This is a genomic window from Citrobacter sp. Cu233 (genome assembly GCF_030332225.1).
GTDB lineage: Bacteria > Pseudomonadota > Gammaproteobacteria > Enterobacterales > Enterobacteriaceae > Citrobacter.
Genome location: NZ_JAOWIF010000034.1, coordinates 56,278 through 72,091 on the forward strand (window position 1 = coordinate 56,278; position 15,814 = coordinate 72,091).

14 protein-coding genes are annotated in these 15,814 nt (G+C 51.5%); 2 read left to right on the plus strand and 12 right to left on the minus strand.

Translation table 11 applies throughout. The features are described from left to right. Position 1: 1 nt before the first annotated feature. From rffA to trxA, 11 genes are all read right to left on the minus strand, one after another. Positions 2–1,132, minus strand: a complete 1,131-nt coding sequence (rffA, locus tag OGX95_RS13430; protein WP_286629777.1) for a dTDP-4-amino-4,6-dideoxygalactose transaminase — start codon at positions 1,130–1,132, stop codon at positions 2–4. 4 nt (positions 1,133–1,136) lie between these two features. Next, entirely contained in the window at positions 1,137–1,814 is a 678-nt protein-coding gene (gene rffC / locus OGX95_RS13435; RefSeq protein WP_286629778.1) for a dTDP-4-amino-4,6-dideoxy-D-galactose acyltransferase, read from the minus strand. Further along, positions 1,792–2,673, minus strand: coding sequence for a glucose-1-phosphate thymidylyltransferase RfbA (gene rfbA / locus OGX95_RS13440; protein WP_286629779.1), 882 nt, complete (start codon positions 2,671–2,673; stop codon positions 1,792–1,794). Before rfbA ends, rffC begins: the two co-directional genes overlap by 23 nt. A 33-nt stretch (positions 2,674–2,706) precedes the next feature. Continuing rightward, the gene (rffG, locus tag OGX95_RS13445) at positions 2,707–3,774 is read right to left on the minus strand and encodes a dTDP-glucose 4,6-dehydratase (protein WP_286629780.1); all 1,068 of its coding nucleotides are present in this window, start codon (positions 3,772–3,774) and stop codon (positions 2,707–2,709) included. Next, the gene (gene wecC / locus OGX95_RS13450) at positions 3,774–5,036 is read right to left on the minus strand and encodes a UDP-N-acetyl-D-mannosamine dehydrogenase (RefSeq protein WP_286629781.1); all 1,263 of its coding nucleotides are present in this window, start codon (positions 5,034–5,036) and stop codon (positions 3,774–3,776) included. The genes rffG and wecC overlap by 1 nt, the downstream gene beginning before the upstream one ends. Further along, positions 5,033–6,163 (minus strand): non-hydrolyzing UDP-N-acetylglucosamine 2-epimerase, encoded by a 1,131-nt coding sequence (wecB, locus tag OGX95_RS13455; RefSeq protein WP_286629782.1) that lies wholly within the window; start codon positions 6,161–6,163, stop codon positions 5,033–5,035. Before wecB ends, wecC begins: the two co-directional genes overlap by 4 nt. 55 nt (positions 6,164–6,218) lie before the next feature. Continuing rightward, entirely contained in the window at positions 6,219–7,265 is a 1,047-nt protein-coding gene (gene wzzE / locus OGX95_RS13460; RefSeq protein ID WP_286629783.1) for an ECA polysaccharide chain length modulation protein, read from the minus strand. Between the two features lie 12 nt (positions 7,266–7,277). Beyond that, a complete protein-coding gene (gene wecA, locus OGX95_RS13465; protein WP_005133353.1) occupies positions 7,278–8,381 on the minus strand; it encodes a UDP-N-acetylglucosamine--undecaprenyl-phosphate N-acetylglucosaminephosphotransferase in 1,104 nt (367 codons plus the stop codon). 239 nt (positions 8,382–8,620) lie between these two features. After that, a complete protein-coding gene (gene rho, locus OGX95_RS13470) occupies positions 8,621–9,880 on the minus strand; it encodes a transcription termination factor Rho (protein ID WP_002437993.1) in 1,260 nt (419 codons plus the stop codon). A gap of 78 nt (positions 9,881–9,958) precedes the next feature. After that, positions 9,959–10,042, minus strand: coding sequence for a rho operon leader peptide (locus tag OGX95_RS13475; RefSeq protein ID WP_101743114.1), 84 nt, complete (start codon positions 10,040–10,042; stop codon positions 9,959–9,961). 176 nt (positions 10,043–10,218) lie between these two features. Beyond that, positions 10,219–10,548: a thioredoxin TrxA gene (gene trxA, locus OGX95_RS13480; protein WP_001280776.1), complete on the minus strand. Its 330-nt coding sequence runs from the start codon at positions 10,546–10,548 to the stop codon at positions 10,219–10,221. Between the two features lie 239 nt (positions 10,549–10,787). Between trxA and rhlB the strand changes: the two genes are divergently transcribed. Together rhlB and gppA are read left to right on the plus strand one after the other, a co-directional pair. Continuing rightward, entirely contained in the window at positions 10,788–12,056 is a 1,269-nt protein-coding gene (rhlB, locus tag OGX95_RS13485; RefSeq protein ID WP_137383183.1) for an ATP-dependent RNA helicase RhlB, read from the plus strand. A 136-nt stretch (positions 12,057–12,192) separates the two neighbouring features. Further along, positions 12,193–13,674: a guanosine-5'-triphosphate,3'-diphosphate diphosphatase gene (gppA, locus tag OGX95_RS13490; protein WP_286629784.1), complete on the plus strand. Its 1,482-nt coding sequence runs from the start codon at positions 12,193–12,195 to the stop codon at positions 13,672–13,674. A 45-nt stretch (positions 13,675–13,719) separates the two neighbouring features. Here gppA and rep read toward each other — a convergent pair whose 3' ends face one another. Next, positions 13,720–15,741, minus strand: a complete 2,022-nt coding sequence (rep, locus tag OGX95_RS13495; protein ID WP_286629785.1) for a DNA helicase Rep — start codon at positions 15,739–15,741, stop codon at positions 13,720–13,722. Positions 15,742–15,814: the final 73 nt, after the last annotated feature.

The following is a 15,814-nucleotide window of genomic DNA, read 5'->3' on the forward strand; positions in this document are numbered from 1 at the left end:
ATCAGGAGAAGTAATTGAGTAAGGTCGTAATCACTGTGCGCTGGTTAACCGGCGACAGGTTGTAAAACAGCGGGAGACGCAACAGACGTTCACTCTCTTTAGTGGTGTAACGATCGACTCCGGAAAACACACCAAATTTATCGCCAGCCGGACAATCATGCAGCGGAATATAATGGAATACCGCCATGATTTCGGCTTCTTTAAGGAAGTTAATCAACGCCGCGCGATCGTCAATATCACGCAGCTTGATATAAAACATATGGGCGTTCTGCGCACACCCTTCCGGGATGACGGGTAAATCAATGCGCCCGGCGCGCGCCAGCGGTTCGAGAGCATCATAATAATTCTGCCACAGTACCAGTCGCTGATGATTAATACGCTCTGCCGCTTCCAGTTGCGCCCACAGATAGGCAGCCTGGAGATCGGACATCAAATAACTGGAGCCAATATCGCGCCAGGTATATTTATCAACCTGACCGCGGAAAAATTGACTGCGATTCGTCCCCTTTTCACGGATGATTTCTGCACGTTCAACTAATTTACGGTCGTTGATCAGCGTCGCCCCGCCTTCACCGCCTGCGGTATAGTTTTTGGTCTCATGGAAGCTAAAGCAGCCAATATGCCCAATGGTCCCCAGCGCACGGCCTTTGTAGGTCGACATTACGCCCTGAGCAGCATCTTCCACCACGAACAGGTTGTACTGTGACGCCAACGCCATAATGGTATCCATTTCACAGGCAACCCCGGCGTAGTGCACCGGCACGATAGCGCGGGTTTTCTCGGTAATCGCCGCTTCAATCAGCGTTTCATCAATGTTCATGGTATCCGGGTGGATATCGACAAAGACGATTTTTGCGCCACGCAGCACGAATGCATTCGCGGTAGAGACAAATGTGTAGCTGGGCATGATGACTTCATCGCCGGGCTGGATGTCCAGCAATAATGCCGCCATCTCCAGTGACGCGGTACAGGATGGCGTCAGCAGCACTTTCTCACTGCCAAAATGCTGCTCCAGCCATTGCTGGCAACGACGGGTAAAACCACCATCGCCACACAGCTTACCGCTGCTCATCGCTGACTGCATGTATTCAAGCTCGGTTCCCACCACCGGCGGTGCGTTAAATGGAATCATTTTGTCACCTGTATAACCAGTACGCGGTGCTTTCCACATTTGCACCACTCTGTATATAACGTTTAAGCGCGGCGGTGTTGCCCATCTGGGTCGCCACCCGCAATGTTGTTTTACCACGAGCCTGCGCCCAGCAAAGCGCAGCCTGCATAAGTTCTGCACCCGCACCACGACCAGCCAGCAGGCCAATACGTGCATCAGTATCATTGACGTCACGGAGTGAGACATAACCACGAATCCCACCTGTCTGTGTGCGAAAAATGAGGCACTGATGATCGAACGTGCCCAGCACAGCGTTTTCTATCCACTGTGCATAAAAACGCGCACTGGCCTCCACGGGATACCACGGTGCGCGGAAACGACTTTGGGCGAACGCCTCTCCAGCCAGTTGACGCAGCAGCGGAATATCCGCAGTTTGTGCCACCTGAGCATCGGGATTTTCACGGGCGCACGTGACCGGCAGAACAAAGTCCATCTCTCCTTCTACCAGCGAAAAACCCAACTGCTGTAACGCATCTATTTCATTCGTATTTGCGGCAGGAATTTTTGCCTGCACCCGTTCCCAGCGCTGCAAGACCTCTGCTGTCAGGATCGGTGCGTGCGGGTCAAACCGTACGATGGCGCTATTCACGCCAAAGAACGTATTTTCCCAATCCAGAGACTCAATACTGGCGCGGACGGGCACGGAGAAGCTCCAGCAAATATTGGCCGTAGCCTGTTTTAGCCAGAGAGCTGGCGGCACGTCTTACGCCTTCATCATCCAGCCAGCCATTGCGCCATGCTATCTCTTCCAGACAGGCGATTTTAAAGCCCTGACGTTTCTCTACCGTCTGCACAAAAGTGCTCGCTTCAATCAGACTGTCGTGCGTACCGGTATCCAGCCAGGCAAAACCACGGCCAAGCAGTTCAACGGTCAGATTGCCATCGTCAAGGTACATCTGGTTAATGGAGGTAATTTCCAGTTCCCCACGCTCAGAAGGTTTCACACGCTTTGCGTATTCCACTACCTTACTGTCGTAGAAATAGAGTCCTGTCACCGCCCAGTTTGATTTTGGTTCTTTCGGCTTCTCTTCCAGCGAGACTGCCCGAAAATTGTCATCAAACTCCACCACACCGAAGCGATCAGGATCCATCACCTGATAGCCAAATACCGTCGCACCTGTCGTGCGGGCGGCGACATGGCGTAATTTTGGACTAAATCCCTGGCCAAAGAAGATATTGTCCCCAAGCACCAGACATGACGGTTCGCCGTTAAGGAACGTTTCACCAATAATGAACGCCTGTGCTAAACCATCCGGACTGGGCTGCTCTGCATAGTGCAATTCAATACCGAACTCAGAGCCATCCCCCAGCAAACGCTGGAAATACCCTTTATCTTCCGGTGTCGTAATAATTAGGATCTCGCGAATTCCCGCCAACATCAGTACCGATAGCGGGTAATAGATCATGGGCTTATCGTAAATAGGCAATAACTGCTTCGATACGCCGCGCGTAATGGGGTACAGGCGAGTACCTGAGCCACCAGCCAGAATGATACCTTTCATATGATCTCTCCTCCGGGTGCCAAAACCAGGCTGTTAGCCCTTCAGCCCCAAACGCTCACCCTGGTAACTGCCATCCTGCACGGGTTTCCACCAGGCCTCATTTGTCAGATACCATTGCACGGTTTTACGCATCCCACTTTCAAACGTTTCCTGCGGCACCCAGCCAAGTTCACGCGCAATTTTTGACGCATCAATGGCATAGCGCAAATCATGGCCAGGGCGATCGTCAACATAGGTGATCAATTCACGATACCGCATGACACCTTGTGGTTTTTGCGGCGCCAGTTCTTCCAACAAGCTGCAAATCGTTTCGACCACTTCCAGGTTTTTACGCTCGTTATGACCACCAATATTATAGGTCTCGCCAACCGCACCTGTTGTCGCGACGCAATAGAGCGCCCGGGCATGATCTTCCACATACAGCCAGTCACGAATCTGCTGTCCGTTGCCGTACACCGGTAGAGGTTTTCCCGCCAGTGCATTGAGTATCATCAGCGGGATCAGTTTTTCCGGGAAATGGTAGGGCCCATAGTTGTTGGAGCAGTTAGTAATTAACGTTGGCAGCCCGTAGGTACGCAACCAGGCCCGAACCAGATGATCGCTGCTGGCCTTTGACGCGGAATAAGGACTACTCGGTGCATACGGCGTCGTTTCGGTAAAGAAATCATCCGTAGCATGCAGGTCGCCGTACACCTCATCGGTTGATATATGGTGGAAACGAAACGCCTGCTTTTTATCATCGGTTAACACATTCCAGTATGCGCGAGCGGCTTCCAGCAACGTGTAGGTCCCGACAATATTGGTTTCAATAAATGCGGCGGGGCCATCGATAGAACGATCAACATGACTTTCTGCCGCCAGGTGCATCACGCAATCCGGCTGATACTGTTGAAACACGTTGTCGAGCGCTACGCGATCGCAGATATCCACGTGTTCAAAGGCAAAACGGGCATTCTGTGCAACCGGCGCCAGCGACATCAGGTTTCCGGCATAGGTTAACTTATCAACCACTACCACGGCATCCTGAGTCTCATTAATGATGTGACGCACAACCGCTGAGCCGATAAATCCTGCACCACCGGTAACCAGAATTCGTTTCATTAGCGCCAGACTCCTTTGGTATCAACCACATATTGCTGGTGAACCGCATCGCCTTTAATCGCTTTAAATTCATTATGGTCAACCAGCATCACCAGCACATCAGCACTTGCCAACGCAGCATCCAGTTTCGCCAGTTGGCACAGGCCATCCAGTTTTTTCGGCAACTGATGAATATTCGGTTCCACCACCAACGTCTCGCCGCTGTGCCAGCGTGCGATACTTTGCGCCACCCCCATTGCCGGGCTTTCACGTAAATCATCAATATTCGGTTTGAATGCCAGACCAAAACAGGCAATTTTTACTTCGCTGGCACGTTTATTGGTTTCCGCCAGACAATCTGCTACAGCGGCTTTTACCCGATCGACAACCCAATGAGGCTTACTGTCATTTACCTCGCGCGCGGTGCGGATCAATCTCGCCTGCTGCGGGTTCTGCGCCACAATAAACCACGGGTCGACCGCGATACAGTGTCCGCCAACGCCAGGTCCAGGCTGCAAAATATTAACCCGCGGGTGGCGGTTCGCCAGACGGATCAGCTCCCAGACATTAATCTCCTGATCGGCGCAAATCAGCGACAGTTCATTAGCAAAGGCGATATTGACATCGCGGAAGCTGTTTTCGGTCAACTTGCACATTTCTGCGGTGCGGGCGTTAGTCACCACGCATTCACCTTCGAGGAAGATGTTGTACAGTTCGCTGGCGCGCGCAGAACAGACGGGGGTCATTCCGCCAATCACACGGTCATTTTTAATCAGTTCAACCATCACCTGGCCTGGCAGCACGCGCTCCGGACAATAAGCAATGTTCACGTCAGCCTGTACCCCCGTCTGCTGCGGGAAAGTCAGGTCAGGGCGCATTTCTGCAAGCCATGCAGCCATCTGTTCCGTTGCCCCGACGGGTGACGTCGATTCAAGGATCACCAACGCCCCTTTTTTCAACACCGGTGCAAGCGACTTCGCAGCGGCTTCAACATAGACCATATCGGGTTCATGCTCCCCCTTGAAGGGGGTCGGCACAGCAATCAGATAAGCGTCTGCTTCGACAGGTGCTGTAACCGCACGCAGAAAGCCATTTTCGACAGCTGTTTTCACCACAGCACCCAAATCGGGTTCGACGATGTGGATTTCACCGCGGTTAATGGTATCCACCGCATGTTGATTTACATCTACGCCAATAACATGTTTTTGACGGGAAGCAAAAGCGGCCGCCGTTGGCAGTCCGATATAACCCAGCCCAATGACAGAAATGGTCGTAAAACTCATAGCGATATCCGATTATTTTTTAACGCGTGTAAAATGCGGCCACACGCCTGCCCATCACCATACGGATTATGGGCGCGGCTCATGGTCTGATATTCATTTTCGTCATGCAGCAAGCGCGTGACTTCTGCCACAATACGCTGAGGGTCAGTCCCAACCAGACGTACTGTGCCTGCGGTAATAGCTTCTGGCCGTTCCGTTGTTTCGCGCATCACCAACACAGGTTTGCCCAGAGAAGGGGCTTCCTCCTGAATCCCGCCAGAATCGGTAAGGATAAGCCAGGCATGATTCATCAGCCAGACGAACGGCAGATAGTCCTGCGGTTCAATTAGCATCACGTTATCAACGTGACCCAAAATACGATTTACCGGCTCGCTAACGTTGGGGTTCAGGTGTACCGGATAGACAATCTGTACATTCTGATTAGCCGCTGCAATTTCCGCCAGAGCATGGCAGATTTGCTCAAAACCGCGACCAAAGCTTTCCCGACGATGACCGGTCACCAGGATCATCTTTTTATCAGCATCCAGGAAAGGATAGCGCTCAGCCAGTTCAGCGCGCAGCGCTTCATTTCCCAGTACACGATCGCGAACCCAGATCAACGCATCAATAACCGTGTTCCCCGTGACAAAAATACGATCATTCGGAATGGTTTCACGCAGCAGGTTTTGGCGTGAATTTTCAGTTGGGGAAAAGTGATACATTGCCAGGCGTCCGGTCAGTGTACGGTTTGCCTCTTCCGGCCAGGGAGAATAGAGATCGCCAGTTCTCAACCCGGCCTCAACATGTCCCACCGGAATACGCTGATAAAACGCGGCCAGACTGGTAGCAAGGGTCGTTGTTGTATCACCGTGGACTAGCACCACATCAGGTTTGAACTCAGTGAGGATTGGCTTTAATCCTTCCAGAATTCGACAGGTAATTTCTGTCAGTCCCTGACCTGGCTGCATAATATTGAGATCGTAGTCAGGTACGATGGAAAAGAGGTGCAATACCTGATCGAGCATCTCCCGATGCTGTGCAGTGACGCAAACTTTCGCGTCGAAATCAGGATCTTTAGCCAGCGCATGAACCAGAGGAGCCATCTTAATGGCCTCCGGTCGCGTACCAAATACAGTCAGTACTTTCACATCGATTCTCTTCGGATTGGCAGTGAGAGCCCAGCCCCTCACTGCAACGGTATTGCTAAATCGAACGGCGACGGGTTAACGCGACACCAGCACCGATCAGGGCCCCAACGATGCCCCACATAATCATCAGGAAGGCACGACGTGGGCTATCACGTTTTACCGGTTCTTCCGGCGTCCGCAAATAACGATAGGTCTGAAAACGTGGATCCAGAGTCGGCCCTACGTTCAGTGTGTTCAGCATGGCTCTGTTTTGAAAATAGTCCATATCAAAATCTGGGCCAACAGACTGCAGGTTTTCGAGTCGCGCCTGTAGCATAGGACGTCCGAGTAAAAACAACTCAGAATCAGGTAACTCTTCAGCAGGAACATCAGTAGAAGTACGCGAAATATTATGCTGCTCAGCAATCTTGAGCGCTTGTTCAATGTTATGAACACGACGAGAGAAAATCGATTTTGCTACCTCTTCCTGCCGTTTGACCTGCGCTTTCATTTGCACCGTCCGCGCAGCCCATGCGCCTTTCAGCTCATCATTCAGATGACGTGCTGCACGCTGGCTGGCAAAGGCCACGTACTGGCGCAGCAGATTGTTGGCATCTGGTGCCGTTTCCGCAATAAGCTTCACGCTGTCATTGGTGTTCCGCAGTGCATCACCAGGCATAAACTGAATGTTATTGATCAGTTCATCCAGCAGCGCGGCATCGGCTTTACTGTTTCCGACCATACGCTGCTTATAGTAATCAGTCTGCTGCCAGAATTCACGACGCGTGTCCCAGGAGGCAAGCTGCATGATAAATTCTTTATAGGCTTCATCCATCACCGACGGCTGGTCCGTTGACGCAAGGCTGGCCTTAATATCCAGGTTGCGCAGGAACTGTTGTTGAGAATAATACCCCCCCAACATATTGACCGTAGGCTTGTCTGAAATAGCCGTTGCGCTCCACTCCTGACGGGCGAAAAAAGTATAGGCGAGAGCAACAAGTGCCAATGCAAGCGCCATACCGACAATCCACACCTTCCCTGCCCATAAGGTACGAAACAACCCACGGATATCCAGTTCATTTTCAGCGCTCATGGCGTCTTCCCCCGGTAATGGTTGTGTCATCGCATCCTCAATTCACTTGGTTAAGTTTGGTTTGCCTTCACGAATTCTTCGCAGTCTGCGCTTCACTCGCTTGATAAATCTCGCCACTTTCCAGGCACGCTTGATACAGTATCCATAGAGGCCAAATGCCATTAAAAACAGCACCAGCATGGCCCATTCCGGAACTAAACGGAAATATTCAGCCAGCACACCGATCGATGCCAGCACGGCCGCAGCCAGCGTAATCAGAACAAATGCCTGGCGGGAAGTAAACCCTGCCCGCATCACCAAATGATGAATGTGCTGGCGATCGGCTGAGAACGGGCTCATGCCCTTACGCAAACGCCGGTACATGATTGCCACCATATCCATTAACGGGATGGCGATAATCCACAGTGCGGTAACCGGGCTTATAGGATGTGTTTTGCCCTGCGTGGTTTCCAGCAGGATCCAGATGATGGTAAAACCAATCAGCGTACTACCGGCATCCCCCATGAAGACTTTATAACGACGCCCAAGAACGCCCAGGTTCAGCAGAATATAAGGCAGAATGGCGGCGATCATCGCAAAACACCATACGGCAAGACTCGTCTGCCCATCGAACCACAGGATAAACCCCATCGCCGCGAATGAAACGCTGGACAGCCCACCTAGCAGGCCGTCAATGCCGTCCACCATATTGAAAGCATTAATTGCCGCCCAGACGGCAAACAGCGTCAGTAAATAGCCAAACGGACCAAGAATCATCTCCCAGGGGCCAAAAATATACCCAAGGCTAAGAAGATAGAGTTTGCCAACCGACATCATGATGATGCCGATCGCGGCCTGGATAGTTGCGCGAATTTTTACACTGATATCAAAACGATCGTCCAGCGCACCAACCAAAACCAGCACGCCGGCACAGGCCAGATAGAGAGACGCATGCGGGATGTAATAATCAGCAATCACAAACGTAAAGCAAATACCAGCGTAAGCCGAAATCCCCCCAACCAACGGGATCAATCCTTGATGCCGTTTGCGAAAGTTGGGTTTATCCACTAAACCAATCTTTTTTGCGACCTTACGCGCAAAGAAAAGAAACAGTGTTGTGAATAAAAAAATACTGATGAGATCAGTGCTTACTGTCAGTAAATTCACAATGCATGCTCTCAGAGAAAATTAATAGCAGAAGTATAACCACGAAGACCTTTATTCAGAAGGGAAACCCGTCTCCATATCCGATGGTTCTGTATAATTATCAACCACAAGATACAAATTACGAATCTTTTTCAACCTGGCGGTATGTCATACCGTATTATTGTTATTGTGTCGTTAAGATTACAGCTATAAAAGCAAAACGCCACGTAAAAACGTGGCGTTTTCGGATGATGTCTGAATTATGAGCGCTTCATCATATCGAAGAAGTCATCATTGGTCTTAGTCATCGCCAGCTTATTAATGAGGAACTCCATCGCATCAATTTCACCCATCGGATGGATGATTTTGCGCAGGATCCACATTTTCTGCAGCTCTTCCTGGGTGGTAAGCAGCTCTTCTTTACGGGTACCGGAACGATTGTAGTCGATAGCCGGGAAGACGCGTTTTTCAGCAATCTTACGAGAGAGATGCAGTTCCATGTTGCCGGTACCTTTAAACTCTTCGTAGATAACTTCATCCATTTTAGAGCCGGTATCGATAAGCGCAGTCGCGATGATGGTCAGGCTACCGCCCTCTTCCACGTTACGCGCCGCGCCGAAGAAACGCTTCGGACGATGCAGGGCGTTAGCGTCCACACCACCGGTCAGTACTTTACCGGAAGCCGGAACCACGGTGTTGTAAGCACGCGCCAGACGCGTGATGGAGTCGAGCAGGATGATAACGTCTTTCTTATGTTCAACCAGACGTTTCGCCTTCTCGATGACCATTTCCGCAACCTGAACGTGGCGAGATGCGGGTTCGTCAAAGGTAGAAGCCACAACTTCACCTTTAACCAGACGCTGCATCTCGGTCACTTCTTCCGGACGTTCGTCAATCAGCAGAACCATCAGCACACAGTCCGGGTGGTTGTAGGCAATGCTCTGCGCAATGTTCTGCAGCAGCATGGTTTTACCCGCTTTCGGCGGTGCTACAATCAGACCACGTTGACCACGACCAATCGGCGATGCCAGATCCAGTACGCGCGCCGTTAAGTCCTCGGTAGAACCATTACCACGTTCCATACGCAGACGGGAGTTTGCGTGCAGCGGCGTTAAGTTTTCGAAGAGGATTTTGTTACGGGCGTTTTCCGGTTTGTCGTAGTTAACTTCGTTAACTTTCAACAGCGCAAAATAGCGTTCACCTTCTTTCGGCGGGCGAATCTTACCAGAAATGGTATCACCAGTGCGGAGGTTGAAACGGCGGATTTGGCTTGGGGAAACGTAGATGTCATCAGGACCGGCGAGGTAGGAGCTGTCTGCAGAGCGGAGGAAACCAAATCCATCCTGCAATATCTCCAGCACACCGTCACCAAAGATATCTTCGCCACTCTTTGCGTGCTGCTTCAGGATGGCAAAAATAATGTCCTGCTTGCGCATACGAGCCAGGTTTTCAAGGCCCATATTTTCGCCGAGAGTGATCAGCTCAGAAACCGGCGTATTCTTTAATTCGGTAAGATTCATAATGGTGTGAGTTCTTAAACTTGGGGTAAATCTCGAACTTAATGTTGTGAATGGTATGGCAGGGTCATCCATGCCTGTTTACGGCCATCGACTCATGTCTGTTCGCTGTCTGGTCACAGGAAAGTACGCAGAACTGAAACGACAAGACGGATTGAGTGACAAGGCCCTGAATCTGTCTACTTCTCGCACGAGAAACAACGGGAAGTATTGGATAAAGCTAGATTCAAACTTAATAAGGTATGTTTAATACGAAGTCAACACTAACTTAGCACGACTCAAGTCGGGCGTCCAGTCATCCGAATCATTTCGAAGTATGGCCGCCCGATCATGATACTTCCTTACGCTAAGTTAGCGTCGAGGAACTCTTTCAACTGACCTTTGGACAGTGCGCCAACTTTAGTCGCCGCAACTTCACCGTTTTTAAACAGCAGAAGGGTCGGGATGCCACGAATACCATACTTCGGCGCGGTGCCTGGGTTTTGGTCAATGTTCAGTTTAGCAACCGTCAATTTGCCCTGATATTCGTCAGCGATTTCATCCAGAATCGGAGCGATCATTTTGCACGGACCGCACCACTCTGCCCAGAAATCAACGAGGATCGCTCCGTCCGCTTTGAGTACATCCGTGTCAAAACTGTCGTCAGTCAGGTGAATAATTTTATCGCTCATAATAACTCCACAGGAATAAGCCTGGTGTGTTGGTGTTTACACATCATCCTTCAAGCCGCCTTTTTGTTGGCTGTGCGCTGTGTCCTGGTCACGTACTCAGTACGCTTCTGTGGACCCATTCACTTGCCATCTCGACGCATCATGAATGAATTGTGTACAGTATTAACCAACTAAAGGTTGACTTTATTTCACCGGATACGCTTTCGTAAAGCAATAGTAAGCTGATATTCTACCACACTATGAGCAAAACACATTTAACAGAACAGAAGTTTTCCGACTTCGCCCTGCACCCAAAGGTGATAGAAGCCCTTGAAAATAAAGGGTTTCATAACTGCACGCCCATTCAGGCCCTCGCGCTGCCGCTAACGCTGGCAGGCCGTGATGTTGCAGGGCAGGCGCAAACCGGTACCGGAAAAACGATGGCGTTCCTGACGTCAACGTTTCATTATCTTCTCTCTCATCCCGCGATTGCCGATCGCAAGGTGAACCAACCGCGTGCGTTAATTATGGCGCCAACGCGTGAGTTAGCCGTGCAGATCCACGCCGACGCTGAGCCGCTGGCACAGACCACCGGTCTGAAATTAGGCCTGGCTTATGGCGGTGATGGCTATGACAAACAGCTGAAAGTGCTGGAAAGCGGCGTCGATATTCTTATCGGCACTACCGGTCGTCTCATTGACTACGCAAAGCAAAACCATATCAACCTGGGCGCGATTCAGGTCGTGGTACTGGATGAAGCCGATCGTATGTATGATCTTGGCTTTATTAAAGATATTCGTTGGCTGTTCCGCCGTATGCCGCCAACCACTCAACGCCTGAACATGCTGTTTTCCGCAACCCTCTCTTACCGCGTTCGTGAACTGGCGTTTGAACAGATGAACAACGCCGAGTACGTTGAAGTTGAACCGGAACAGAAGACGGGCCACCGCATTAAAGAAGAACTCTTCTATCCTTCAAACGAAGAGAAAATGCGTTTGCTGCAAACGCTGATTGAAGAAGAGTGGCCAGATCGCGCCATTGTTTTTGCTAACACCAAACATCGCTGTGAAGAGATCTGGGGCAGTCTTGCTGCTGACGGACATCGCGTAGGCCTGCTTACCGGTGACGTGGCGCAGAAAAAACGCCTGCGTATCCTTGATGAGTTCACCCGTGGCGATCTCGATATTCTCGTGGCGACCGATGTCGCGGCGCGCGGCCTGCACATCCCAGCCGTAACGCACGTGTTTAACTATGACCTGCCGGATGACTGTGAAGATTACGTCCACCGTATTGGTCGTACAGGCCGTGCAGGCGCAAGTGGTCATTCTATTAGCCTGGCTTGTGAAGAGTACGCGCTGAATTTACCCGCAATCGAGACCTACATTGGTCACTCGATTCCGGTCAGCAAGTACAACCCGGACGCGCTGATGACTGACCTGCCGAAGCCGCTGCGCCTGACACGCCCACGCCCAGGCAATGGCCCGCGTCGTACCGGCGGTGCCCCACGTAATCGTCGTCGTTCAGGTTAAGAAAAGTTATGCCATACACAAAATCATTCAGCCTGTATCAAGGCGGCAAGAAAACGAATCCCGATGAGCTGACTTTAGTAAGTGATTCGGGTGAGAGAACGCAGCCAACACAGATACAGGTTGAAGGATGAAGTGTATGAATTCGACTTCGCTGTATGCAGCAATTGATCTCGGCTCTAATAGTTTTCATATGCTGGTTGTACGCGAGGTGGCGGGAAGCATCCAGACGCTCACGCGTATCAAACGCAAGGTGCGTCTGGCTGCCGGCCTGAACAACGACAACGTACTCTCCACTGAAGCCATGGAACGCGGCTGGCAATGTCTGCGCCTGTTTGCAGAACGTCTGCAGGATATCCCACAACCGCAAATCCGCGTAGTCGCCACCGCGACATTACGTATTGCCGTAAACGCCAACGCGTTTATCGCTAAAGCACAAGAGATCCTCGGCTGTCCTGTTCAGGTGATTAGCGGTGAAGAAGAAGCCCGACTGATTTATCAGGGTGTCGCCCATACTACCGGCGGAGCCGATCAGCGCCTGGTCGTTGATATTGGCGGCGCCAGTACTGAACTGGTCACCGGTTCCGGCGCACAAACCACCTCCTTGTTTAGCCTGTCAATGGGCTGCGTTACCTGGCTCGAACGGTACTTCACCGATCGTAATCTGGCACAGGAAAATTTTGACGAAGCAGAGAAGGCGGCGCGTGAGGTTCTACGCCCGGTAGCAGATAAACTGCGCTTTCATGGCTGGAAAGTCTGTGTTGGTGCCTCTGGGACCGTACAGGCGCTACAGGAAATCATGATGGCGCAGGGAATGGATGAGCGTATTACACTGGCAAAACTCCAGCAGTTAAAACAGCGCGCCATTCATTGTGGACGCCTGGAAGAGCTGGAAATAGAGGGCCTAACGCTGGAACGAGCATTGGTGTTCCCCAGCGGACTGGCCATTCTGATCGCTATTTTCACCGAACTGAACATTCAGTGCATGACCCTCGCTGGCGGCGCATTACGCGAAGGTCTGGTCTATGGCATGCTGCACTTGCCGGTAGATCAAGATATTCGTAGCCGCACGTTGCGTAATATTCAGCGTCGATTTATGGTCGATACCGAGCAAGCCCATCGGGTTGCCAATCTAGCAACTAAACTCCTCGATCAGGTAGAAAAAAAGTGGCATCTTGACGCGATAAGCCGCGAACTGCTACAAAGTGCCTGTCAGTTGCACGAAATAGGCTTGAGTGTGGAGTACAAGCAGGCACCGCTGCATGCCGCCTGGCTGGTACGCAATCTCGATCTCCCGGGATTTACCCCCGCGCAAAAAAAACTGTTAGCCACGCTGTTATTAAATCAGACCAACCCAGTCGATCTCTCTTCGCTCCACCAGCAAAACGCCGTACCCCCGCGTATCGCTGAGCATCTTTGTCGCTTGTTACGACTTGCGATCATCTTCGCGAGCCGTCGCCGTGACGATTTAGTGCCGGAAGTTCATTTGGATGCAAGAGATGAACACCTTACGGTAACGCTACCTGCTGGATGGCTGGCGCATCACCCACTGGGTAAAGAGCTCATCGATCAAGAAAGCCAGTGGCAAAGCTATGTTCACTGGCCACTGGACGTTCATTAGCATTTGATTGCCGGATGACATTTCACGCATCCGGCCAACTCAAACTTACTTCGCTTTTGCTTTGGCCATCATAGCCCGAATATTCGCGATGCTGGCTTGCCCCTTTTGCATCCGCTCCTCAGCACTCACCACTTTACGCTCCTGTTCCCAGATTACGTCATCCTGTGGCAGTTCCAGCAGGAAGCGGCTCGGCTCCGGGCGCACCAGTTCCCCGTACTGACGGCGCTCTTTGCACAACGTGAAGATAAGCTCTTTCTGTGCACGGGTAATGCCGACGTAGGCCAGACGACGCTCTTCATCAATGTTGTCTTCATCAATGCTGCTCTGATGGGGTAAAAAGCCCTCTTCCATTCCCACCATAAACACATAGGGAAACTCCAGCCCTTTTGAAGCATGTAGCGTCATCAGCTGCACCTGATCCAACTCTTCTTCGTTTTCTCCACGCTCCATCATGTCGCGCAGGGTAAAACGGGTAACAACCTGAGTCAGGGTCATCGGCTCTTCCAGATCGCTGCCTTCCAGCATCTCCGTCATCCAACTGAACAGCGTGTTGACGTTCTTCATACGCATTTCCGCCGCTTTTGGGCTGGGCGAAGTCTCATACAGCCAGGATTCGTAATCAATGCCATGGATCAGGTCACGCACAGCGGCAATCGGTTCACGCTCCGCGAGGCGCTGGATTTCCCCCAACCAGTGCGTAAAGCGGGTTAGAGAATCATAACCGCGGCCGGTCAGCGTCTGGCTAAGCCCCATATCAAAACTGGCGGTAAACAGGCTTTTATTACGCGTTATGGCCCACTCACCCAACTTTTGCAGTGTCGCCGGGCCGATCTCACGCTTCGGTGTATTAACAATACGCAGAAACGCGCTGTCGTCATCCGGGTTGCTCAGCACGCGCAGGTAGGCGAGCAGATCTTTGATTTCCGGACGCGAGAAAAACGATGTCCCCCCGGAAATTTTGTACGGGATACGATTCTGCATCAGGAATTTTTCGAACACCCGTGACTGGTGGTTGCCACGATACAGGATCGCATAGTCCTTATACTGCGTCTTATTCACAAAGTGATGAGCAATCAACTCCCCGGTCACGCGTTCCGCTTCATGCTCTTCGTTGTTGGCACTCAGCACTTTCAACTCAGGTCCGTAGCCCAGCTCAGAGAACAACCGCTTTTCAAATACGTGCGGATTGTTAGCAATGAGAATGTTCGCCGCCTTCAGGATACGTCCGGAAGAACGGTAGTTCTGCTCCAGCTTAACCACCTGTAATGCCGGAAAATCTTTGCTCAGCAGCACCAGGTTTTGCGGACGCGCACCGCGCCAGGAATAGATCGACTGATCGTCATCGCCCACCACGGTAAAACGCGCGCGGCTACCCACCAACAGCTTCACCAGTTCGTACTGGCTGGTGTTGGTATCCTGATATTCATCCACCAGCAAGTAGCGAATCTTGTTTTGCCAGCGCTCACGTACCTCTTCATTACGTTGAAGCAGAAGCGTCGGGAGCAAGATCAGATCGTCAAAGTCGAGAACGTTACACGCCTTCATATGCGCGTCGTACAGACCATAGCAGTGCGCGAAAATACGATCGCGTTCGCCTTTAGCACTGGCCGCTGCCTGTACCGGGGTCATCAGATCGTTTTTCCAGTTGGAGATCGTTGAGATCAGCTGTTGGAGGATTAGTTTATCGTCCTCAATTAACCCTTCAGTCAGTTCCTTAAGCAGGGCGACCTGATCGGTATCGTCAAACAGCGAGAAGTTCGACTTCATCCCCAACGCCGCAAATTCACGCTTGATGATATCCAGCCCCAGAGTGTGGAAGGTGGAGATCATCAATCCACGTGCCTCTTTACGACCGAGCGTCTGCGCTACACGCTCTTTCATTTCACGCGCGGCCTTATTGGTAAAAGTTACCGCCGCGATATGCCGCGCCTGATAGCCACAAACGCGAATCAGGTGCGCAATTTTATTGGTGATAACGCGCGTCTTACCGGAACCCGCCCCCGCCAGCACCAGGCAAGGTCCGGTGACGAATTCGACGGCTTGTTGTTGTCCGGGATTCAAACGCATAAAGATCACTCAATGAAAGTCAGGAGGGGAAATTTAGAGCATGGTAGTATAGCCAGCCTCAACCACCCCACTC